The following is a 20,693-nucleotide window of genomic DNA, read 5'->3' as shown; positions in this document are numbered from 1 at the left end:
CCATACTCTCTATGAAAAATCCGATATTCAAAACTAAAAAAGCCTGAGCGAACTCAGGCCTTAAATGAATTATGCTTCCAAGTAGTACTCTTTCACAATGTTCAAGTTTTCATCCAATTCGAATACAAGTGGTGGGAAGTTTGGAATTTCCACATCCATGATTTCGTCATCAGACAATTGTTTGATGTGTTTTACAAGGGCACGGATTGAGTTACCGTGTGCACCTACGAATACATTTTTACCGTCTTTCAATGCTGGAGCAATTTTATCTTCCCAGAATGGAAGGGCACGCTCAAGCGTTACTTTCAAGTTTTCTGCATCTGGAATAACTGAATCATCAAGGTGTGCATAGCGACGGTCAGTGTGTGCTGAATACTTATGATCTTTAGCCATTTCTGGTGGCAAAGTATCATAAGAACGACGCCAGATGTGAACTTGCTCATCACCAAATTCAGCAGCTGCTTCAGCTTTGTTCAAGCCAGTCAAACCACCGTAGTGACGTTCGTTCAAACGCCATGATTTTTCAACTGGTACCCACAATTGATCTGCAGCTTCAAGAGCCAAGTTTGTAGTCTTGATAGCACGTTTCAATACAGATGTGAAAGCAAGGTCAAATTCGATACCTGCTTCTTTGATCAATTTACCTGCATCGATTGCTTGTTGTGTACCTTTTTCAGACAAATCAACATCAGCCCAACCAGTGAAAAGGTTAGCTTTGTTCCATTCAGACTCACCATGGCGAGCAAAAACCAATTTTACCATTTATGGATTCTCCTTTAAATTTTGAGGTTCCCCTCTTATACTTCTCTATTTTACACGAAAAGGTAAAAAAATGCCAGCCTTTCCACAATCTGTGTACGCTTTCATTACTCTTTCATGTAAATTCAGTCTCTAGACCTATCTTTCTTCTTAGAAAAAATACAAAATAATGGTATAATAGTAAGGCTGAACACGACAGTTCAAAACGATACCACTATAGGAGTTATCATGAAAAAAGTAGCTATCGTGTCTGCCTATCGTTCTGCCATCGGCAGTTTCGGAGGTAGTCTGAAAGATATTGAAATCGCTGATTTAGGGGCGCAAGTCCTCGAAACAGCCTTAGCTAGTAAAAACATCCCTGCAGACAGCGTTGATGAAGTTATCTTCGGAAATGTTCTTTCAGCAGGACAAGGACAAAATATTGCACGTCAAATTGCTATTCGTGCAGGCATTCCTCAGACAGCCTCTGCCTATGCAGTCAATAAAGTCTGTGGTTCCGGTCTCAAATCAGTCCTCCTGGCTGCCCAGTCAATCATGCTAGGTGACAATGATGTAGTTGTGGCTGGGGGCATTGAAATCATGAGCCAGGCACCCTATCTATCCAAAACTAGCCGGTTTGGTAGTAAATTTGGTCATATTACTCTAGAAGATTCTATGCTGACAGACGGTCTAACAGATGCCTTCAACGACTATCACATGGGCATTACTGCAGAAAATGTTGCTGAACACTATCAAGTCAGTCGCGCAGAGCAAGATGCTTTTACATACAGTAGCCAAGAGAAGGCTGCAAAAGCTATTGCTGAGGGAAGATTTGTTGACGAAATTGTTCCTATTAGACTAAAAAATCGGAAAGGCGAAACTATTTTTGCCACAGATGAGTACCCTCGTCTGACACCAATTGAAAAATTGGCAACACTTCGGCCATCTTTTAAAAAGGATGGAACCGTCACCGCAGCCAATGCTTCTGGCATCAACGACGGCTGTGCTGTCTTGGTACTCATGTCTGATGAAAAAGCCAGTGAGCTAAATATCCAGCCACTCGCCTATATTGAGGCCTATGCAACAAGCGGTTTAGATCCCGCATTGATGGGGCTTGGACCTATTACTGCTAGTCAAAAAGCCCTTGAAAAAATCGGCAAATCCGTCGAAGATATTGACTTATTTGAACTCAACGAAGCCTTCGCAGCCCAATCAGTTCCAGTTGTCAAACAACTCGGCATTAATCCTGCAAAAGTCAATGTCAATGGTGGTGCTATCGCACTTGGACATCCAATCGGAGCTAGTGGTAGTCGAATCCTAGTCACTCTGATTCACGAATTAATCAAGCAAGAAAAAGAGCTTGGTCTTTGCTCACTTTGTATCGGAGGCGGTCAAGGCATCTCCCTAATCGTTTCCAATGCGCAAACAAGTTAACCTATCATTTGTACACAAAGGATATATTATGAACATCGGTATTGATAAAATCGGATTTGCGGCACCCGATTATGTTTTAGATTTGGCTGATTTAGCCCAAGCCCGCAATGTGGACCCAAATAAATTTAAGATTGGTCTTCTTCAGTCTGAAATGGCTGTAGCTCCTGTCACTCAAGATATTATCAGTCTTGGTGCAAAGGCTGCCGAAGCCATTCTGACAGAAGAAGATAAACAAACCATTGACATGGTTATTGTCGGTACAGAATCTAGCGTAGATCAAAGTAAGGCTGCTGCCGTCACCATTCATGGATTACTCGGTATTCAGCCCTTCGCTCGTTCCATCGAGATGAAGGAGGCTTGTTACGGTGCAACGGCTGGACTAAGTCTTGCCAAAAGCCATATCGCTCAATTCCCAGAATCAAAAGTCCTAGTCATTGCTAGTGATATTGCAAAATATGGAGTCGCTTCTGGCGGTGAACCTACCCAAGGTGCTGGTGCAGTTGCCATGTTGGTAACCGCAAACCCACGAATTTTGGTCCTCAACAATGATAATGTCTGCCAGACACGTGACATCTACGACTTCTGGCGTCCTAACTACGACAAATATCCACGTGTTGATGGTAAATTTTCAACTGAACAGTACACCGATTGCTTGACGACAACTTTCGACTACTATCAACAAAAAACAGGCAAAACCCTCAACGATTTTGCTGCCATGTGCTTACATATCCCTTTCTCCAAACAAGGTCTTAAAGGATTGCAAGCTATTGCTCAGGATGAAGAAACTCTTAGTCGCTTGACAGAACGTTTCCAGGAAGCTATCGTCTATAATAAAGTCGTCGGCAACATCTACACTGGCTCTATCTTCCTCTCTCTTCTTTCCCTTTTGGAAAATAGCAGAGCGTTAGAGACAGGGGATCAAATCCTCTTTTATAGCTATGGTAGTGGCGCTGTCTGTGAAATTTTCAGCGGTCAACTCGTTGAAGGTTATCGCGACCACTTACAAGAAAATCGTTTAGAACAACTCAATCAGCGTACAAAACTCAGCGTTAAGGAATACGAACAAGTCTTCTTTGAAGAAATTACCCTTGATGAAACTGGTTCATCCCTTGACCTACCAGAAGACCAAAGTCCCTTTGCCCTTATCAAAGTGGACAATCACAAACGTATCTATCGTAAATAGAAGCCAAAACGGCGCCCTTTGGCTCTCACCAAGGGGCGCTTTCCTATAGAAAGAGGAACCTATGTCAACTTTTTCCGGATTTTATAAAAAATCACGCCAAGAGCGCATTGATATTCTCCGTCAGAATCGTTCCCTATCCGAAGATAGCTTAGACATTCTATACAAAGACGAAAACCTGCCAGAAGCAATTGCGGGAAAGATGGCAGAAAATCATCTAGGAACGTTTTCCTTACCTTTTTCTGTACTTCCAGAACTTCTAGTGGATGGACAAACTTATTCTATACCGATGGTTACTGAAGAACCTTCTGTGGTTGCAGCTGCGTCTTTCGGAGCCAAAATCATCGCTAAATCTGGCGGTTTTACAACGACTATTCACAACCGTATCATGATTGGACAAGTTGCTCTCTACGATATTTCGGACCATAGCAGAGCGACACAGGCGATTCTTGACCAGAAGGAGAGTATTTTAGAAACTGCCAATCAAGCACACCCTTCTATTGTTAAACGAGGGGGCGGTGCAAGAGAATTGACTGTTGAGAGTAAGGATGAGTTTTTGATTGTCTATCTTCAAGTTGATGTACAAGAAGCCATGGGAGCCAATATCCTCAATAACATGTTAGAAGCTATTAAGGATGACTTAGAAGAGCTCAGCAAGGGACAAGTTTTGATGGGAATCCTCTCCAACTATGCAACGGAGTCACTGGTCACCGCCCAATGCCATATTGCCATCTCTAGTCTGGCTACCAGCTCTGCCATTGCTCAAGAAACTGCTCAAAAAATAGCCCTGGCAAGCAAACTGGCGCAAGTGGACCCTTATCGTGCTGCGACACATAACAAAGGGATTTTTAATGGTATAGATGCTGTCGTTATCGCTACAGGAAATGACTGGCGGGCAGTCGAAGCCGGGGCCCATGCTTATGCCAGCCGGGATGGGCAATACAAAGGGCTTTCTACTTGGTCCATTGATAGCGAGCACTTGGTCGGCTCCATCACCCTACCTCTTCCGATTGCCTCCGTCGGTGGCTCTATCGGGCTCAATCCAAAGGTAGCAGTCGCTTTTGACCTTCTCCAACAACCAAAGGCACGCCAATTAGCTTCTATCATCGCTTCTGTCGGTCTCTGTCAGAACTTTGCTGCCCTGCGCGCTCTTGTTACTTCAGGGATTCAGGCTGGTCACATGAAGCTCCACGTAAAATCCCTAGCGCTACTTGCTGGTGCCGAGGAGCATGAAGTAGACCAACTAGCCCAACTCCTGCGGAAAGAAAAGCACAGCAACCTAGAAACTGCTCAAAACTTATTAGCAAAAATGAGAGAACATTAAAAAGAGGGACTCCCTCTTTTTTAATTTATTATTTGCTCCATACGGAACTTCTGCGGTTTCATTCCTTGGCGTTCATAAAAACGGACAGCTCCTGCATTGTCAGCCCATACATCCAAGGTAAGATTGTGGCAATCCTGCTCCTTAGCATAGGAAAGAGCAAATTCATACAGTTGCTCGCCAATTTTTTGACCACGCGCCGAATTGGCTACACACAAATCATCAATAAACAAGGTTTTAACTGGTTCCAAAACATCACCTGTCGCAGTCCTAAACTCACAAAAAAGATGCCCAACCACTTGTCCCTCTAGCTCAAAGACAAAAATAGGCTTATCTGGATTTTCCAAAAGTGCTACTAATTCAACCTCAGAAAATTTTTGACCTGCACTTTTAAAAATATCTGGTCGTGCCTGGTGATGCACCTGTAAAATATCTTGAAGCAATTCATTTAAAACTGGAATATCAGATTGTCTAGCTTTACGGATTGTCATAAAAAATCTCCCCTTTTTTTATTTTTTCTATTATAACACATGTTTATTTTTTAACAAAATAGGTCTACAGACCGATGAAGAATCTGAAAATTCGAGTATACTATAGGTGTATCCTAAAATTTTTCATAAATCTCCTAAAAAATCAGCTGGCCAAGGCTGGTTTTTTTGTTGTCTTAAAACGAGAATGTGTACTGTAGAAAACTACTAATATTCTTCGAAAATCAAAATTATCCGTTGTCAAGAGCCTTGATGAGTGAAAAACTCCAGTGGAGGTTTTCAGCCTGTTACCTTGAAATAAGAAAGTAACAGAGTTCTATCTTCGGCTTCGTTTCCTAGGCTACTTTTGATTTTCATTGAGTATAAAACTTCTCCCTCTTTTGACGCAAAATGCTTTTGCCCCAAAAATGCCCCAAAACACAGAAAAAAGCCCGTCGAACAAGCTAGAAATCTTGATATGACGGGCTTTTTGATGCTGAATTATTTTACAGCGTCTTTAAGAGCTTTACCAGCTTTGAATGCTGGAACTTTTGAAGCTGCGATTTCGATTTCTTTACCAGTTTGTGGGTTGCGACCTTTACGTGCTGAACGCTCACGAACTTCAAAGTTACCGAAACCAATCAATTGTACTTTTTCACCAGCTGCAAGGTAGTCTGCTACTGCTCCGAATACTGCATCAACAGCTGCTGCTGAGTCTTTTTTAGTCAATGAAGTTGCTTCTGCAACTTTTGCAATCAAATCTTGTTTATTAGCCATTTGCTAAGTCCTCCAATAATTTTCTGAGTTATTACTCACTTCTATATAGTACCGAATTTTAGGCGTTTGGTCAAGTTTTTAACGCTATTTTACTGTCTTTTTCTGTAGATATCAACAATGAATTGGTCGTTGTACAAATCAATCGTATTCGCCTTTCCATACAGACCAAATTTGTTCTTCAGTTCTGTCAGTTGAACCTGTACTTGCGCTTGTTCTGAGTCTATTTTTACAAAGGCAGGTAGTTTATAATTTTTTTGTAAATAGGCTAATACCTCTGCTTTCGGCAAGGATAAACTGCCAGCTGATATTTCTATTATCCGTAACAAAATACTGCCATCTTCCATTTTGCTAGGTTGAAAATAAATATAGAGTGGGATAGTCACACCAAAAATCTGATAGCTGCCTTCAAAAACAACTTGCTGACTCGTTACGAATAATTGATAGGAAAACTCTTCCGTCTGATAATCTTTTAGATAGTTAGTGAGGGTTTGGTTGAGCTGTTCCCTATTAGTGGAGAAGGTTCCAACCTTGGTATCTTCTGTACTAGTCTGAACGAGCTTTGTTAAATCCTCTCTATCTGTTTGAATCCGTGTATAGAGGACTATTCCGCAACCAATCAATAAAGCCAACTGGGCTAAAAATAGCCATTTCCAAATATTAAGGTTCCCAGCTTTCCGTGGTCTCATTCATTCTCTCCAATATCGCTTTTTTCATAATCTCATATCCAGTATTATTGGGATGGAAACTGTCTTCCTCATACAGTAAATTATTGGTAACTTGGCTACCATTTTGACTAATACCAGCCTCCCCTTCCAATCCTTTATAGAGCAAATCATTAATCGGAACAAAATAGACATGTTGATATTTTTCCGTTATCTGTTCTGTCATAGTATTCCAATTATCAACTATTGTCTGCATTTCTGTCAATTCAGGAAAATTGAGGTAGAGTGGATTGTAAATCCCGACAACATAGATGGGAAGATTTTGATTATTCTTACGCGCTGTCTTAATAATTGTATCCAATCGTTTTCCGTAATCTTTTGCGGGCTTATCAAAAGTTGAAACTTTGAGATTGGCAATGTTTTTAATAATAGCCTTGCGCAAATCGTTGCCACCAACTGTCAGAGTTAACAGATCTGCTGTTTTTAAGTAGCTTATCAGCTCTCCATCTTCCTTCATTCGCTTAAGAATCTGATTACTGGTATTCCCAGAAACTCCGAAATTTTTATAATCTACTTCATAACCATAATCGTTAGTTAGAGATTGAGCCAACAAGGGAACAAAGCCCCCCTGTCCAGTTGTATCTCCAACACCTTCTGTCAAAGAATCACCAAGTGCCACATATCGAAAACTGATTTTTTCTGATACGGTAAGCTCTTGTCTGGAGATGCGAGATGAGGCAACAGGAATGAGTTGATGAAATAGAAAAATCGACCCTAGAATTGCCAGAAAAAAGAAAACAAAGCCTTGAATCAACTTCCTGTTATTCATAACGAATCAAAATAGCCCAGGCATCCTCACCGGTATGAGTTTGAATGATGGAACCTGTCTCTAAAACTGAAATTCCTTTTGAGACATACTCTTGTAATTGACTCTTCATTTCATTTGCAAAATCAGCCGTTCCTGAATAGGAAATACCAATCTCGGCTACTTTTTTATCTGCTAGAGTTGCCGTGAACTCTTCCAGCCATTTTTTAAAGGTCTTATTACCTCGTCCTTTGACAATCGGAGTCAGCTGATGGTCTTTCATTTCCATGATGACACGAATATTGAGTAGGCTACTCAGCATCCCTTGAACACGTCCAATACGACCACCCTTGACTAGATTTTCTAGGGTTGATACACCGATGTATAATTCCGTTTTTTCTTTGACTGTTTCAATAGCTGCAAGGATTTCTTCTTTGCTGGCACCAGCTTGTGCCATGCGTGCTGCTTCTACAACTTGGAATTTTTCAGCCTGATCTGTAAAGCTTGAATCGAGTATTGTCACATCAGCACCTGATAGGGTTGCTCCTTGTCTAGCAGCTTCTACTGTCCCTGACAAGGCATGCGACAAGAGAATGGCAATAATCTGACTGCCATCTTTAGCTAAATCAGCAAAAGTTTCCGCAAAGAGTCCTACTGGGGGCTGGCTTGTTTTTGGCAAGTTTTTCGACCCACGCATGAGCTCTAAGAATTCTCCTTCTTTTAAATCGTTGTCAGAGTATACGACTCCGTCAACCATTACAGATAATGGAACAACTGTTATATTCAATGCTTCGACCAAACTGGGTTCGATAGTCGTACTTGAATCCGTAACAATCTTAATCTTTGACATATTTCATCCTACAATTCTCTTCAATTTTGCCATCTATTATAACAAATTTTAACTAAAAAATAAACTTTGGACATAAGCAAAAAGGCTAGTCGCCTAACCTTTTTCTACTAATTCTTTTGCTTGATTACGGGCTGCATCTGTGATTTTGTCACCGGCTAACATCTTGGCAATTTCCTCAATACGCTCTTCTTTGGTCAAGAGACGGACACGTGAAACGGTCGAATGTTCGTCGGATATTTTCTCAATAAAGAACTGATAATCTGCAATAGCAATGACTTGTGGTAGATGAGAAATCGCCAATACTTGACCATATTGTCCGATTTTATAAATTTTCTGGGCAATGGCCTGGGCAACACGGCCTGAAACTCCTGTATCCACCTCATCAAAGACAATAGAAGTTTTACCTTCTTTACGGGCAAAGGCTGACTTAATGGCCAACATCAAACGAGACAATTCTCCTCCAGAAGCCACCTTAACCAGAGGCTTGAAGTCTTCACCTGGGTTGGTGGAGATGTAAAATTCTACCGTTTCATTTCCTTCTCGATTAAATTTTCCTTTAGTAAATCGAACTTGGAAACGAGCTTTCTCCATATACAAGTCTTGCAATTCTTGGCGGATAATATCTTCTAAAACAAGAGCCAATTCATGGCGTGATTGGCTGAGCTGACCTGCTCGTTCAACCAATTCTTTCTCTAAGTTCTTAAGCTGAACTTCCAAATCATCTCCAGATAAATCATTGCCTGTCAATAGATTGTATTCTTCACTGATTTTACTAAAATAGTCCAAAACATCATCGACAGTTCCGCCATATTTCTTCGTAATGGTATTGAGCAAATCCAGACGACTTTCCAATTGCATGAGACGATTGCCGTCAAAGTCTAGATTGTCCACCACATCGCTGAGACGCTTGGTCACATCTTCAACGACATAATAAGCTTCTGTCAGGCTAGAAGAGAGCTGTTTGTAGTCTGGATCAAATTCTTCCAGACTTTGCAAGTCACTCATAGCTGAGCGTAGGTTGTTCAAGCTTGAAAAATCTTCATTGTCTAACAGTGCATAGGCATTGGTCAGTGTATCTGCAATTTGTTTGTGGTTGAGCAGTTTATCGCGTTCCTGATTGAGTTGAATATCTTCGCCAGACTTCAAATCTGCTGCTTCGATTTCAGCAATTTGGTATTCCAACATCTCAATCCGCGCCTTGTGTTCTTGCTCATTTTTTTGCTTTTCAAGAACTCGTTTGCGAAGACTACGATAAGCATCAAAGGTTGTCTGATAACGGTCTTTAAGACTCCAAAATTCATCTTCCCCGAAACTGTCCAAAAGACGGATATGGTGCTGGGATTTCATCAATTCTTCCTGGTCATGTTGACCATGAATATCTACTAAATATTGCCCAATCTGTTTCAAGACAGATAAATTGACCATTTGTCCATTGACACGACTAACGGAACGGCCATTTTGTAGGATTTCACGACGGATAATGAGCTCGTCAGCTACTTCAATCCCCTGTTCAAGCAAAATCTGCTCGAGAGCTCTGCTATTTTCAAAGGAAAAGAGCCCTTCAATCTCAGCTTTGGCGGCCCCATGTCTGATAACATCTGTCGTCGCACGCGCCCCTAGCATCAGGTTCATGGCGTCGATGATAATGGATTTACCTGCACCTGTTTCACCAGATAAGATGGTCATCCCGTTTTCAAAATTCAGTGATACCTGCTCAATAATGGCGAAGTTTTTAATGGACACTTCTAGTAACATGACTACCACCCTCTAACCGTCTGTTCGATTTGCGAAATAATACCTTCGTTTGTAACAATGAGCAGAATACTGTCATCATCAGCAATCACTGAAAAAACATGTTCTTGAAATTGTTCCAAAATCCGGCGTTTGACCACAGCAGAGCTTCCAGGTACCAGACGGAGATTAATCATTTTATCCATCACTGAGACTTCAAAAACATTCTGCGATTTTACCTTAACAAGACCTGCCTTTGGTAAACCATAAATATATCCCTTATCCGCTGATGGAACCTTAATAATGCCAAGTTCCTTGATATCACGTGAAACCGTTGCTTGTGTCGCATTGACACCCATTGCTTCTAGACGTTCAACAATTTCTTCCTGTGTATCAATAGGAAATCGGACTACCAAATCTTTAATGACTTCTAATCGTTCTCGTTTATTCATCCTTTTTAAATTCCTCATGTGCTTGATAGACTGTAGTTGTTATGACCTCTTTATCAATCTGGTTTGGTTGTGTTGATTTTTCTAAGTGCGCTAAAAATTCGATATTGCCATGACCGCCTTGAACAGGGGAAAAGCTAAGGGCTTTGACTGAGAAGCCTGTTTCCACGGCCATTTTTGTCACATCTTCCAAGACTTTCAAGTGAACAGATTTATCCTTGACAATGCCATTTTTCCCAATCTGTTCACGTCCAGCCTCGAATTGGGGTTTGACAAGAGCAACAACCTGGCCACCATCCACTAATATACGATGGAGAGCTGGTAAAATCAGACTCAGTGAAATAAAGCTGACGTCAATGGACGCAAAACTTGGTTGACCAAGTTCGAAATCTTCCAACTCAGCATAGCGGAAATTGTACTGTTCCATGCTGATCACACGCTCATCCTGACGTAATTTCCAAGCCAGTTGATTGGTCCCTACATCCACAGCATAGACCTGCTTGGCACCAGCCTGCAACATAACATCCGTAAATCCGCCTGTCGAAGCCCCAATATCAATCGTCGTTTGACCCTCAACTGATAATTGGAAAACCTGCAAGGCTTTCTCCAATTTGAGACCACCACGGCTGACATACTTGAGTTTTTCCCCCTTGAGTTTGAGTTCAATTCCCTCGTCAATCTTCTCGCCGGGTTTGTCATAACGTTCGCCATTGATCACCGACACAACCAGTCCAGCCATGACGCCACGTTTGGCCTGCTCGCGCGTCTCGAAAAGCCCCTGTTTGTAAGCTAATACATCTACTCTTTCCTTAGCCATTGATTCGTAAACTTTCTATGATTTCTTTGATTTTTTCTGTTGAAAATGGGACTTGTTTAGCCACTTGATCTAGCTCGCTAATTGCTTGATTCAAGCTATCTTCTAGAAATACTTTTGAGGCCTCCAAGCCCATCAGAGCAGGGTAGGTAGACTTCTCAGCCACTACATCTTTTTGGGGAGTTTTTCCGATTTCCTCAAATGTGGCTGTCACATCCAAAATATCATCCCGAACTTGAAAGGCTAGACCAACTAATTGACCTGCTTGTCGCAAATGGTTGATGACCGCATTCGATAGTCCAGCAATCAAACCTGCTGCTACAAAGGGAAAGGTCAATAATTTCCCTGTCTTATTGGCATGAATGACTTGTAATTGCTCTAAGGAAAGTGATTGCCCTTCTCCTGCCATGTCTAGGACCTGCCCAGCAACCATTCCAAAGGTCCCAGATGCCTGGGAAAGCTCTCTCACGAGAGCAAGGATGGTCTCAGCTGGTAAATCAACTTGGGCTAGGAAACCAAATGGATCTAGGAAAAGACTGTCTCCTGCTAAAATAGCTGTTGCTTCATCGTAAACCTTGTGGTTGGTCAAGCGACCACGACGGTAATCATCATTATCCATAGCAGGCAGGTCATCGTGAATCAAACTTCCCGTATGGATCAACTCGACACAGGCTGCCACTTGGTAATGAGCTTGTTTTAATTCCATTCCAAAGGACTCTAAGATGGTCAATAAAAGCAAGGAACGAATTCGTTTCCCACCAGCCTGTAGCGAATAAAGAACCGATTGGTTGAGGCGTTCTGCTACCTGAGGTTGGTAAAAGTCTGCCATAGCTTCCTCAAGTCGCTGCAATTTACTGGCTACCATTAGTTCATCTCCGCTTCACTGCCATCCGCTTGCATGACCTTAACCAAGGTCTTTTCAGCTGCAGCTAGTGTCTTTTGTAGATCTTTCGATAGAACCATTCCTTTTTGAAACTCAGCAAGTGCTTCTTCCAGAGCCACATCGCCTCGCTCCAATTTGGTTACGATTCCTTCTAATTCAGCTAAGTTTTCTTCAAATGTTTTCGTCTGTTTGGACATGTTTTACCTCCACATCAAGTTGACCATCCTTCATCTGGATGGTTAGGTTTTCACCCATTTGTACATTTTCTACACTATCAATCACCCGACCATCTTGACGAATCATGGCATAGCCACGAGCCACGATGCGACTAGTATCCAGCATAGTCAAGGCCTCAATCAGCTTGTCCGCCTTGGCCATCTTATTGTCATAGATATTGGCCATATTGCTCTTCAAGAGTCGTTCCTGCTGGATAATTCTTTCTTGGAAACTCTCGACTTTACGGCCAAGTTGTAGGCCTTGTAAGCGTTGATTGAGTAATAAGCTAGCCTGCTTCTGCTGGCTATATAATTCTTTCATCCGTGTCTGCAATTGATTAGTCAAGCGGTCTAATTTTTGCAAATAACCATCATACAAGCGTTCAGGCTGGCGGAACATGACTGACTGGCTAATTTTCTCAAGCTGACCTCTTAGGAATCTCAAACGATTGGTCATGGCCTGATAGGCTCTATTTTCCTGCTGATTGAGGTAGCCCAGTAAGTCTGCCTTGGTCACAGGTGTTGCTAATTCTGCGGCAGCTGTTGGGGTGGCAGCTCGTTTATCTGCTACAAAATCAGCCAGAGTCGTATCAGTTTCATGACCTACGCTGGAAATGATTGGAATACGGGATTCAAAAATAGCCCGAACCACAATTTCTTCATTAAAAGCCCAAAGGTCTTCGATAGAACCACCACCACGACCAACAATGAGTACATCTAAATCATCACGCTCATTGGCTCTTTGGATATTGGCAACAACCTCCTGAGCAGCACCATCTCCTTGCACCTTGGTCGGATAGAGAACTATCTCTACGCCTGGAAAACGTCGGCTGACCGTAGTGATAATATCTTGAATGACCGCTCCGCTCGGACTGGTAATGACACCGATTTTCTTGGTAAACCGTGGCAAGGCTTGCTTGAATTCTTTTTTAAATAAGCCTTCCTGTGTCAGAGCTTGTTTGAGCTGTTCAAACTTGATTGCCAAGGCTCCAATACCATCTGGCTCAGCTTTTTCAATGACAATGGAATAAGAACCATTTGGTTCATAGAGCTGAATGCGCCCAATGACATTGATTTTCATTCCCTCTTCAAGCTCAAAGCCCAGATTCTTATAGACGCCTGCCCACATGGTCGCTTGGATGACTGCCTTGTCATCCTTGAGCGAAAAATATTGATGGCTAGGGCGTTTACGGAAGTTGGACACTTGACCTGTCAAATACACCTTCTCCAAATACGGATCGCGGTCAAACTTTAATTTTAAATACTTAGTTAGATGACTAACCGATAAATATTCAACCATGTCCACTCCTTCTATATTGTATCCCTACTATTATACCAAATTTTGCACTTTTATACAGAACTAGGCCTATTATTTCCGATAGCTTTCCTGTGTTTTTTCAACAATTTGCTATATAATAGTTTGTGAGAATATAAGAACCTGGATTCACAGTCCAATGCGTAAAAACACTTTACTTGTGAATATGGGTTCTAAGAATCATTATGCAGGTTCTAAGGAAATTTATATGAAAATTGATGATTTGCGAAAAAGTTCTAACATTGAGGACCGCAGGGGACAATCCAGTTCTAACTCATCTTTCTCGTCTGGTTCATCTGGCGGAAACGTTCTATTGGGACTACTCTTTTCACGACTTGGTTGGAAAGGAAAACTACTTGTTCTTGTCCTTTTAGTAGCCTTCGGAGGCATGTCAAACCTTGGTGGGCTGCTTTCCCCATCAACAGGGACTAATCCTTACCAATCGAGTCAAGTCACAAGGACTGGTACAGATGTGTCTGATGCAGATGCTGAATTCATGAGTAAGGTTTTAGGATCGACAGAAGATTTTTGGGTCCAAGAATTTCCCACTCCCGTACCACTTCTCTGATTTCGGCTTCCCGTTCCCAAAATAAAAAATACCAGCTACACCACATAGCTGATATTTCAAATAATTATTTTGCACTTCTGACACAAGCTTCATAGGTCTGTGCCATCAACATGGTAATAGTCATCGGACCAACACCACCTGGAACTGGGGTAATATAACTCGCCACTTCTGATACCTCATCGTATTTGACATCACCGATTAGCTTGCCATTTTCATCACGATTCATACCAACATCAATCACCACGGCACCTGGCTTAACAAATTCCTTGGTCACAAAATGACCACGACCAATGGCAACAACAAGAATATCGGCCTGACGAGCAAGATCTGGCAAGTTTTTAGTACGTGAATGAGCAATGGTCACAGTTGCATTGGCATCCAAAAGGAGCTGGGCCATTGGTTTTCCAACGATATTGGAACGACCGATAACCAGAGCAGTTTTTCCTTCTAAGTCAATCTGATATTCTTTGAACATTTCCATAATTCCTGCTGGGGTAGATGGAATCATAACAGGATGACCTGACCAGAATTTCCCCATGTTAGTCGGATGAAAACCATCCACATCCTTATCTGGGTCAATAGCCAACAAGACCTTCTCCTCGCTGATATGGGCTGGTAAGGGCAATTGCACCAAAATACCATGCCATTCATCATCCTGATTATAGCGCTCAATCAAATCCAACAAGTCTGACTCAGAAATCGTATCTGGAACGCGAACAACCTCACTCTTGAATCCAGCAGCTAGAGCTGACCGCTCCTTATTCCGTACATAAACCTGACTAGCAGGATTTTCGCCAACTAAAATAACTACAAGACCTGGTACCAACCCCTTTTCTTCTTTTAATCGAGCTGTTTTCTCCGCCAAGGCAGCCTGCATTTTTACACCTAGTGCTTTCCCATCAATGACCGTCATACCTACACTCCTTTTGTTTTTTCTATTATACCCTAAAATTCTCCGACTGACTATACTTGTACAAAGTAGAATATAGCATATAGCAAAAAACTCCGAACAATATCGGAGTCGTACTTATTTGTTTATTTATAGTCTTTTAGTTTACTTTTAGTACTAGGCAACGAGCTGCAGACAGTACTGGAGTACGGCAAAGCGAGTTAACGAAGTAATAAAAGAAAAACTAAATGACTATATTACAAGACCTTAGACAAGAAATCCTTAGTCCGTTCTTCCTTGGTATGTTCAAAGACTTCTTCAGGCGTTCCATCCTCCACGATGACACCACCATCCATAAAGATAACCCTGTCAGCTACCTCACGCGCAAATCCCATCTCATGAGTCACGATAACCATGGTCATCCCTGACTTAGCCAAATCCTGCATAACAGCAAGAACTTCACCAACCATTTCAGGGTCTAGCGCAGAGGTCGGTTCATCAAAAAGTAGGACATCTGGGTCCATGGCCAGACCACGTGCAATAGCGATCCGCTGTTGCTGACCACCTGAAAGGCTTTGTGGATAGGCATTCGCCTTATCTGGCAATCCTACCTTTTCAAGTAATTCCTTAGCCTTCTTCTCAGCCTCATCCTTTGCAATTCCCTTTGTTTTAATAGGTGATAAAGTAATATTATCTAATACCGTCATATTCGGAAAAAGATTGAACTGTTGAAAAACCATTCCCATCTTTTCACGCATCTTGAAAATATCATTTGACTTATCAGTAATATCAACACCTTCAAATGTAACAGTCCCCTTGGTCGGTACTTCTAAGAGGTTCATTGTACGTAAGAAAGTCGATTTCCCTGACCCTGATGGACCGATAATAACGACTACCTGACCTTGTTGAATATCTAAATCAATTCCCTTTAAAACCTCATTCTTTCCGAAGTACTTATGTAAATCCTTGATAGAAATAATCGCATTAGACATGGAACTGCCCTCCCTTGTTCAACTTTTTCTCAAACGACTGAATAATCACTGTTAGCACCGTTGTCATAATTAGATAATAGCTCGCTGCAAATACAAGTGGTGTTAAAGGAATATAAGAAGTGGATTGAACTGTCTGAGCACCGTTCCATAATTCCATCACACCGATGGTTGACAAAAGTGAACTATCCTTAACAATAGTCACAAATTCATTTCCCAAGGCTGGAAGAATATTCTTGATAGCCTGTGGCATGATAACGTAACGCATCGCCTGCTTTGGTCTAATACCAAGCGAATAAGCAGCTTCCAGCTGTCCTTTTGGTACAGCATTAATACCTGCACGAACAGTTTCAGATACATAGGCACCCGAGTTCATCGAAATAACAATGATACCTGGAATCAAGCGCGTCAAATCAACCGTCAAAATTCCTAGCTGAAAAGTTGGTGCTACAAAATGTGTCATCGCAAAAGCAATCATAATCTGGACAATCATCGGTGTCCCACGGAAAATCCAGACATAGATATTGGCAGTCCAAGCTAAAACTTTATACTTACTACGCTGAGCAAAGGCAAGCAACACACCTAAAATACTACCAAAAAATACTGAGAAAAATGCAATAATGAGGGTAACAATTGCCCCATAATTAAAATAAGCCCAATACTCAGGCAAAAAAGAAAAATTCATTCATCTTACTCCAATTCTGTCATTTAGAGTCTATTATACCATTTTTGAATATTTATGCAATACTTTTATTTATAATATTCAATTTACACAAGAAAAAAGCACCCTTAGGTGCCTCTCACTTCTTCTTAGTACAATAGCTCATAGATTTCCATTGCAATCAAGTCGATGCTGTCAAACGCGTACGTTTCACGAGCAGCAACATCACGCAAGGTAAATACTGAACCATTTTCCTCGTCATAGCTATAAGCCACTTCTGCAACAACAATACCATCACGTTCGAAATTACGTTTCAACGTACCGCCGTCATTAGCCATAGCCTCCAGACGATTGATAATTCTCACCAAATGTGATTCCATATTCGTTCTCCTAATCCTTTTTATAGGAATATTTTACCACATATTGCCAAAAAAGTCTTATTTTTTCCCTATTTTCTTCCTATCGCCCTATTTTTCATAGAAAGTTTTTCCAAGCGTAGCAGTTTCTTGATTTTTCTATGAATCTTGTTATAATAAAGCTAGAACTGACCTTTTTTGACTATTTAACAATAGGTCACATTTTTCACAGAAAGAGGTAGAATTATGCTCTGCAAAAATTGTAATATCAACGACGCAACGATCCATCTCTACACCAACTTAAACGGTAAACAGCAGCAGGTAGACCTCTGTCACAACTGCTACCAAATCATGAAAACAGACCCTAATAATGCTATCCTACGTGGGTTGGGAGATTTAACAAATCCTAACAACATGGATCCCTTTAGTGAATTCTTCAATCACCTAGGTGGCTATCCTGGCAATACCCCTGCTGGAAAAAATCGCGAACAGACTCCTCCCACTCAAGCTGGTGGGCATAATGGACGTGGTGGACAGACCCCTCCTCCGCAACAACCCCAACAACCAAATGGGCTCCTTGAAGAATTTGGTATCAACGTTACCGAAATTGCCCGTCGTGGGGATATTGATCCAGTAATCGGTCGCGATCAAGAAATTACCCGTGTCATCGAAATTCTCAACCGTCGTACAAAAAACAACCCTGTTCTTATCGGTGAGCCTGGTGTAGGTAAAACAGCAGTTGTTGAAGGCTTGGCTCAAAAAATTGTCGATGGCGATGTCCCTCAGAAATTACGAGACAAGGAAGTCATTCGTCTGGATGTTGTCAGCCTCGTACAAGGAACTGGTATCCGTGGACAATTTGAAGAACGCATGCAAAAACTCATGGAAGAAATCCGTAATCGTCGCGAAATCATTCTTTTTATTGACGAGATTCACGAAATTGTCGGTGCTGGCTCTGCAGGCGATGGTAACATGGATGCAGGCAATATCCTCAAACCAGCCCTCGCACGTGGTGAAATGCAACTAGTCGGTGCAACAACGCTCAACGAGTACCGTATTATCGAAAAAGATGCCGCCCTAGAACGCCGTATGCAACCTGTAAAAGTTGAAGAACCAAGTGTCGAAGAAACCATTACCATTCTCAAAGGTATCCAAAATAAATACCAGGATTACCATCATGTTAAATACTCCGATGCTGCTATCGAAGCTGCCGCAGTACTGTCCAACCGCTACATTCAAGACCGTTTCCTACCAGACAAAGCTATTGACCTTCTGGATGAAGCTGGTTCAAAAATGAATTTGACCCTCAACTTTATTGATCCAAAGGAAATTGACCAACGCCTGATTGATGCCGAAAATCGTAAGGCACAAGCTACACGGGATGAGGACTATGAAAAAGCGGCCTATTTCCGTGACCAAATTACTAAGTACAAGGAGATGCAAAAGGCAACTATCAGCGAGGAAGATATTCCACTCATTACTGAAAAAGAAATTGAGGCCATCGTTGAGCAAAAAACAAATATCCCAGTTGGTGATTTAAAAGAAAAGGAACAGTCCCAGCTTGTGAACCTCGCTAGTGACTTAAAAGCCCATGTTATCGGACAAGATGAAGCTGTTGACAAGATTGCCAAGGCCATTCGCCGTAACCGTGTTGGTCTTGGTGCCCCAAACCGTCCAATCGGCTCCTTCCTCTTTGTCGGACCAACAGGTGTCGGTAAAACCGAATTGTCTAAGCAATTAGCTATCGAACTCTTCGGTTCGGCGGACAGCATGATCCGCTTCGACATGTCCGAATACATGGAAAAACACGCTGTCGCTAAACTCGTCGGAGCTCCTCCAGGCTATGTAGGCTATGAGGAGGCTGGACAATTGACTGAAAAAGTCCGTCGTAATCCTTACTCACTCATCCTCCTTGACGAAGTTGAAAAAGCCCACCCAGATGTCATGCATATGTTCCTTCAGGTCTTAGACGATGGGCGTCTGACAGATGGACAAGGTCGGACAGTCAGCTTCAAAGATACCATCATCATCATGACATCAAATGCTGGTACTGGAAAAGTTGAAGCAAGTGTCGGTTTTGGTGCGGCTATGGAAGGGCGGACTCAATCAGTCCTTGGCCAACTTAGCAATTTCTTCACACCTGAATTTATGAACCGATTTGACGGCATTATTGAGTTCCAACCACTGAGCAAGGAAAACCTACTTGAAATCGTCAGCCTCATGCTAGACGATGTAAACAAACGCCTTTCTCACAATGGCATCAGCCTCCATGTAACAGATAAAGTTAAGGAGAAATTAGTGGACCTTGGCTACGATCCAAAGATGGGAGCTCGTCCACTACGCAGAACCATCCAAGATCAGATTGAAGATGCTATCACCGACTTCTATTTAGAGCATCCAGCAGAAAAAGACCTACGTGCTGTCATGTCAAGTAAAGGCACAATTCAAATCAAGGCACAAACAAAGACAAAATAAGAAAATAGAGCTGCTCCCTACGAGTAGCCTATTTTACTGTTTTGATACTCTATTTTTCTAAATTTTTCCCCCATCTCCATCCTATAAAAAAACTTTACTTTGTAAAGCCTATCACAAGGAAAAATAATAAAAAAGTGGTATAATGTATACAACTCATTCCAATTATGAAAGAGGATAGAATTGCCTATGGAGAAAATCGCTGTATTTGGAGAAAAGAAGGCTGGCGTCAGCTACCAGAGTCGCTTTGGTGTTTACGCAGTTATCCCAGATGAAAAGAAAGAACAAATCATACTCGTTCAAGCACCAAACGGAGCTTGGTTTCTTCCTGGTGGAGAAATTGAAAAGGGAGAAAATCACCTCATTGCCTTGGAGCGCGAATTGATGGAAGAGCTTGGATTCACCGCTGAAATCGGAAAATACTTTGGTCAGGCTGACGAATACTTCTACTCTAGCCACCGCGATACCCATTTCTATAATCCAGCCTACATCTATGAAGTAACTAGCTACCATCAAATAGGACAACCACTAGAAGATTTCAACCATATTGCCTGGTTCCCAGTCAATGAAGCCATCGATAAACTCAAACGTGGTAGTCACAAATGGGGCATTGAACAATGGAAATTGCAAGAAAATTCATTCAATAACTAGTAAAAACACTCTAATCGTGCTATAATGTAGCCAAAGAGATAGAGGAGGTTCCACATGAAAATCATTAACACGACAAATAGTCATCCCAATCTTGTCCAAAGCCAGTTGGCTAATACTGATGCTTTCCTAGTAGAGACTTATTCTGCAGGGAATACAGACGTTATTTTCACACAGGCACCCCGTCATTATGAACTCTTGATTAGTAATAAATACCGTGCAGTACAACAAAATGAAATCGAGCAAATTCGAGATTTCTTCCTTCATCGAAAAATTGATGAACGAACTATTAACAAGGCTGCCATTCAAACGATTCACACAGACCGTTTGATTGAAATGTCTATTCCCATTATCGCAGAAGTGTAAGAAGCCAATTGGCTTCTTTTTTTCTATTATACTCAATGAAAATCAAAAGTAGCCTAGGAAACGAAGCCGAAGATAGAACTCTGTTACTTTCTTATTTCAAGGT

The 20,693-nt window shown here is 41.7% G+C and carries 23 protein-coding genes; 7 read left to right on the top strand and 16 right to left on the bottom strand.

Going from position 1 to position 20,693, the window contains the following annotated elements; genetic code table 11:
- Positions 1-69: 69 nt before the first annotated feature.
- Positions 70-762, bottom strand: coding sequence for a phosphoglycerate mutase (locus tag P7J49_RS04900; protein ID WP_024376719.1), 693 nt, complete (start codon positions 760-762; stop codon positions 70-72).
- Between the two features lie 225 nt (positions 763-987).
- Here P7J49_RS04900 and P7J49_RS04895 point away from each other — a divergent pair, with 225 nt between their 5' ends.
- The 3 genes from P7J49_RS04895 (at position 988) to P7J49_RS04885 (ending at position 4,676) form a co-directional block, all read left to right on the top strand.
- Entirely contained in the window at positions 988-2,172 is a 1,185-nt protein-coding gene (locus P7J49_RS04895; RefSeq protein ID WP_408569725.1) for an acetyl-CoA C-acetyltransferase, read from the top strand.
- A 28-nt stretch (positions 2,173-2,200) separates the two neighbouring features.
- On the top strand, positions 2,201-3,355 hold the full coding sequence (locus P7J49_RS04890; RefSeq protein ID WP_024408371.1) for a hydroxymethylglutaryl-CoA synthase: 1,155 nt from the start codon (positions 2,201-2,203) through the stop codon (positions 3,353-3,355).
- A 61-nt stretch (positions 3,356-3,416) separates the two neighbouring features.
- Positions 3,417-4,676, top strand: coding sequence for a hydroxymethylglutaryl-CoA reductase, degradative (locus tag P7J49_RS04885; RefSeq protein WP_408569723.1), 1,260 nt, complete (start codon positions 3,417-3,419; stop codon positions 4,674-4,676).
- Between the two features lie 20 nt (positions 4,677-4,696).
- On the opposite strand, the gene P7J49_RS04880 is transcribed toward P7J49_RS04885, so the two are convergent.
- The 11 genes from P7J49_RS04880 to xseA all read right to left on the bottom strand — a co-directional run bounded on the left by P7J49_RS04880 (position 4,697) and on the right by xseA (position 13,626).
- A complete protein-coding gene (locus P7J49_RS04880; RefSeq protein ID WP_408569721.1) occupies positions 4,697-5,164 on the bottom strand; it encodes an N-acetyltransferase family protein in 468 nt (155 codons plus the stop codon).
- Positions 5,165-5,641: 477 nt separating this feature from the next.
- Positions 5,642-5,917, bottom strand: coding sequence for an HU family DNA-binding protein (locus P7J49_RS04875; protein ID WP_024385016.1), 276 nt, complete (start codon positions 5,915-5,917; stop codon positions 5,642-5,644).
- Between the two features lie 89 nt (positions 5,918-6,006).
- Entirely contained in the window at positions 6,007-6,603 is a 597-nt protein-coding gene (locus tag P7J49_RS04870; protein WP_024406376.1) for a YpmS family protein, read from the bottom strand.
- Positions 6,575-7,408, bottom strand: a complete 834-nt coding sequence (locus tag P7J49_RS04865) for an SGNH/GDSL hydrolase family protein (RefSeq protein ID WP_408569719.1) — start codon at positions 7,406-7,408, stop codon at positions 6,575-6,577. Before P7J49_RS04865 ends, P7J49_RS04870 begins: the two co-directional genes overlap by 29 nt.
- Positions 7,401-8,234 carry a DegV family protein gene (locus tag P7J49_RS04860; protein ID WP_099778247.1) on the bottom strand — a complete coding sequence of 278 codons (834 nt, stop codon included), beginning with the start codon at positions 8,232-8,234 and terminating at the stop codon, positions 7,401-7,403. Before P7J49_RS04860 ends, P7J49_RS04865 begins: the two co-directional genes overlap by 8 nt.
- Before the next feature lie 93 nt (positions 8,235-8,327).
- The gene (recN, locus tag P7J49_RS04855; RefSeq protein WP_024380050.1) at positions 8,328-9,989 is read right to left on the bottom strand and encodes a DNA repair protein RecN; all 1,662 of its coding nucleotides are present in this window, start codon (positions 9,987-9,989) and stop codon (positions 8,328-8,330) included.
- 2 nt (positions 9,990-9,991) lie between these two features.
- On the bottom strand, positions 9,992-10,417 hold the full coding sequence (locus tag P7J49_RS04850; protein ID WP_002942941.1) for an arginine repressor: 426 nt from the start codon (positions 10,415-10,417) through the stop codon (positions 9,992-9,994).
- The gene (locus P7J49_RS04845; RefSeq protein ID WP_408569716.1) at positions 10,410-11,231 is read right to left on the bottom strand and encodes a TlyA family RNA methyltransferase; all 822 of its coding nucleotides are present in this window, start codon (positions 11,229-11,231) and stop codon (positions 10,410-10,412) included. Before P7J49_RS04845 ends, P7J49_RS04850 begins: the two co-directional genes overlap by 8 nt.
- On the bottom strand, positions 11,224-12,093 hold the full coding sequence (locus tag P7J49_RS04840; protein WP_408569714.1) for a polyprenyl synthetase family protein: 870 nt from the start codon (positions 12,091-12,093) through the stop codon (positions 11,224-11,226). The genes P7J49_RS04845 and P7J49_RS04840 overlap by 8 nt, the downstream gene beginning before the upstream one ends.
- Positions 12,093-12,308: an exodeoxyribonuclease VII small subunit gene (locus P7J49_RS04835; protein ID WP_408569712.1), complete on the bottom strand. Its 216-nt coding sequence runs from the start codon at positions 12,306-12,308 to the stop codon at positions 12,093-12,095. The genes P7J49_RS04840 and P7J49_RS04835 overlap by 1 nt, the downstream gene beginning before the upstream one ends.
- On the bottom strand, positions 12,283-13,626 hold the full coding sequence (gene xseA, locus P7J49_RS04830) for an exodeoxyribonuclease VII large subunit (protein ID WP_408569710.1): 1,344 nt from the start codon (positions 13,624-13,626) through the stop codon (positions 12,283-12,285). Before xseA ends, P7J49_RS04835 begins: the two co-directional genes overlap by 26 nt.
- 223 nt (positions 13,627-13,849) lie before the next feature.
- Here xseA and P7J49_RS04825 point away from each other — a divergent pair, with 223 nt between their 5' ends.
- Positions 13,850-14,209: a neutral zinc metallopeptidase gene (locus P7J49_RS04825; protein ID WP_408569708.1), complete on the top strand. Its 360-nt coding sequence runs from the start codon at positions 13,850-13,852 to the stop codon at positions 14,207-14,209.
- A gap of 64 nt (positions 14,210-14,273) precedes the next feature.
- On the opposite strand, the gene P7J49_RS04820 is transcribed toward P7J49_RS04825, so the two are convergent.
- From P7J49_RS04820 to P7J49_RS04805, 4 genes are all read right to left on the bottom strand, one after another.
- Positions 14,274-15,122 (bottom strand): bifunctional methylenetetrahydrofolate dehydrogenase/methenyltetrahydrofolate cyclohydrolase, encoded by an 849-nt coding sequence (locus tag P7J49_RS04820; protein WP_408569706.1) that lies wholly within the window; start codon positions 15,120-15,122, stop codon positions 14,274-14,276.
- A gap of 233 nt (positions 15,123-15,355) precedes the next feature.
- The gene (locus tag P7J49_RS04815; RefSeq protein ID WP_002943067.1) at positions 15,356-16,090 is read right to left on the bottom strand and encodes an amino acid ABC transporter ATP-binding protein; all 735 of its coding nucleotides are present in this window, start codon (positions 16,088-16,090) and stop codon (positions 15,356-15,358) included.
- Entirely contained in the window at positions 16,083-16,772 is a 690-nt protein-coding gene (locus P7J49_RS04810) for an amino acid ABC transporter permease (protein ID WP_002938702.1), read from the bottom strand. The genes P7J49_RS04815 and P7J49_RS04810 overlap by 8 nt, the downstream gene beginning before the upstream one ends.
- A gap of 125 nt (positions 16,773-16,897) precedes the next feature.
- Complete coding sequence (locus P7J49_RS04805) at positions 16,898-17,128, bottom strand: DUF1797 family protein (protein ID WP_002938704.1); 231 nt, start codon at positions 17,126-17,128, stop codon at positions 16,898-16,900.
- A gap of 222 nt (positions 17,129-17,350) precedes the next feature.
- Here P7J49_RS04805 and P7J49_RS04800 point away from each other — a divergent pair, with 222 nt between their 5' ends.
- The 3 genes from P7J49_RS04800 (at position 17,351) to P7J49_RS04790 (ending at position 20,590) form a co-directional block, all read left to right on the top strand.
- On the top strand, positions 17,351-19,579 hold the full coding sequence (locus tag P7J49_RS04800; protein ID WP_408569704.1) for an AAA family ATPase: 2,229 nt from the start codon (positions 17,351-17,353) through the stop codon (positions 19,577-19,579).
- A gap of 186 nt (positions 19,580-19,765) precedes the next feature.
- Complete coding sequence (locus P7J49_RS04795) at positions 19,766-20,227, top strand: NUDIX hydrolase (protein ID WP_002938708.1); 462 nt, start codon at positions 19,766-19,768, stop codon at positions 20,225-20,227.
- A 54-nt stretch (positions 20,228-20,281) separates the two neighbouring features.
- The gene (locus P7J49_RS04790; RefSeq protein WP_002938710.1) at positions 20,282-20,590 is read left to right on the top strand and encodes a DUF1827 family protein; all 309 of its coding nucleotides are present in this window, start codon (positions 20,282-20,284) and stop codon (positions 20,588-20,590) included.
- Positions 20,591-20,693 lie beyond the last annotated feature (103 nt).

Source organism: Streptococcus suis, from assembly GCF_046032515.1.
Classification (GTDB): domain Bacteria; phylum Bacillota; class Bacilli; order Lactobacillales; family Streptococcaceae; genus Streptococcus; species Streptococcus suis_AL.
The sequence above is the reverse complement of the archived record's forward strand: the minus strand, read 5'-3'. Positions and strand labels throughout refer to the sequence as shown.

What these genes read in the sequence shown, in the direction of transcription:
- P7J49_RS04900 (WP_024376719.1), bottom strand. Translation starts at nt 762, where the DNA reads ATGGTAAAATTGGTTTTTGCTCGCCATGGTGAGTCTGAATGGAACAAA.
- P7J49_RS04895 (WP_408569725.1), top strand. Translation starts at nt 988, where the DNA reads ATGAAAAAAGTAGCTATCGTGTCTGCCTATCGTTCTGCCATCGGCAGT.
- P7J49_RS04890 (WP_024408371.1), top strand. Translation starts at nt 2,201, where the DNA reads ATGAACATCGGTATTGATAAAATCGGATTTGCGGCACCCGATTATGTT.
- P7J49_RS04885 (WP_408569723.1), top strand. Translation starts at nt 3,417, where the DNA reads ATGTCAACTTTTTCCGGATTTTATAAAAAATCACGCCAAGAGCGCATT.
- P7J49_RS04880 (WP_408569721.1), bottom strand. Translation starts at nt 5,164, where the DNA reads ATGACAATCCGTAAAGCTAGACAATCTGATATTCCAGTTTTAAATGAA.
- P7J49_RS04875 (WP_024385016.1), bottom strand. Translation starts at nt 5,917, where the DNA reads ATGGCTAATAAACAAGATTTGATTGCAAAAGTTGCAGAAGCAACTTCA.
- P7J49_RS04870 (WP_024406376.1), bottom strand. Translation starts at nt 6,603, where the DNA reads ATGAGACCACGGAAAGCTGGGAACCTTAATATTTGGAAATGGCTATTT.
- P7J49_RS04865 (WP_408569719.1), bottom strand. Translation starts at nt 7,408, where the DNA reads ATGAATAACAGGAAGTTGATTCAAGGCTTTGTTTTCTTTTTTCTGGCA.
- P7J49_RS04860 (WP_099778247.1), bottom strand. Translation starts at nt 8,234, where the DNA reads ATGTCAAAGATTAAGATTGTTACGGATTCAAGTACGACTATCGAACCC.
- recN (WP_024380050.1), bottom strand. Translation starts at nt 9,989, where the DNA reads ATGTTACTAGAAGTGTCCATTAAAAACTTCGCCATTATTGAGCAGGTA.
- P7J49_RS04850 (WP_002942941.1), bottom strand. Translation starts at nt 10,417, where the DNA reads ATGAATAAACGAGAACGATTAGAAGTCATTAAAGATTTGGTAGTCCGA.
- P7J49_RS04845 (WP_408569716.1), bottom strand. Translation starts at nt 11,231, where the DNA reads ATGGCTAAGGAAAGAGTAGATGTATTAGCTTACAAACAGGGGCTTTTC.
- P7J49_RS04840 (WP_408569714.1), bottom strand. Translation starts at nt 12,093, where the DNA reads ATGGTAGCCAGTAAATTGCAGCGACTTGAGGAAGCTATGGCAGACTTT.
- P7J49_RS04835 (WP_408569712.1), bottom strand. Translation starts at nt 12,308, where the DNA reads ATGTCCAAACAGACGAAAACATTTGAAGAAAACTTAGCTGAATTAGAA.
- xseA (WP_408569710.1), bottom strand. Translation starts at nt 13,626, where the DNA reads ATGGTTGAATATTTATCGGTTAGTCATCTAACTAAGTATTTAAAATTA.
- P7J49_RS04825 (WP_408569708.1), top strand. Translation starts at nt 13,850, where the DNA reads ATGAAAATTGATGATTTGCGAAAAAGTTCTAACATTGAGGACCGCAGG.
- P7J49_RS04820 (WP_408569706.1), bottom strand. Translation starts at nt 15,122, where the DNA reads ATGACGGTCATTGATGGGAAAGCACTAGGTGTAAAAATGCAGGCTGCC.
- P7J49_RS04815 (WP_002943067.1), bottom strand. Translation starts at nt 16,090, where the DNA reads ATGTCTAATGCGATTATTTCTATCAAGGATTTACATAAGTACTTCGGA.
- P7J49_RS04810 (WP_002938702.1), bottom strand. Translation starts at nt 16,772, where the DNA reads ATGAATTTTTCTTTTTTGCCTGAGTATTGGGCTTATTTTAATTATGGG.
- P7J49_RS04805 (WP_002938704.1), bottom strand. Translation starts at nt 17,128, where the DNA reads ATGGAATCACATTTGGTGAGAATTATCAATCGTCTGGAGGCTATGGCT.
- P7J49_RS04800 (WP_408569704.1), top strand. Translation starts at nt 17,351, where the DNA reads ATGCTCTGCAAAAATTGTAATATCAACGACGCAACGATCCATCTCTAC.
- P7J49_RS04795 (WP_002938708.1), top strand. Translation starts at nt 19,766, where the DNA reads ATGGAGAAAATCGCTGTATTTGGAGAAAAGAAGGCTGGCGTCAGCTAC.
- P7J49_RS04790 (WP_002938710.1), top strand. Translation starts at nt 20,282, where the DNA reads ATGAAAATCATTAACACGACAAATAGTCATCCCAATCTTGTCCAAAGC.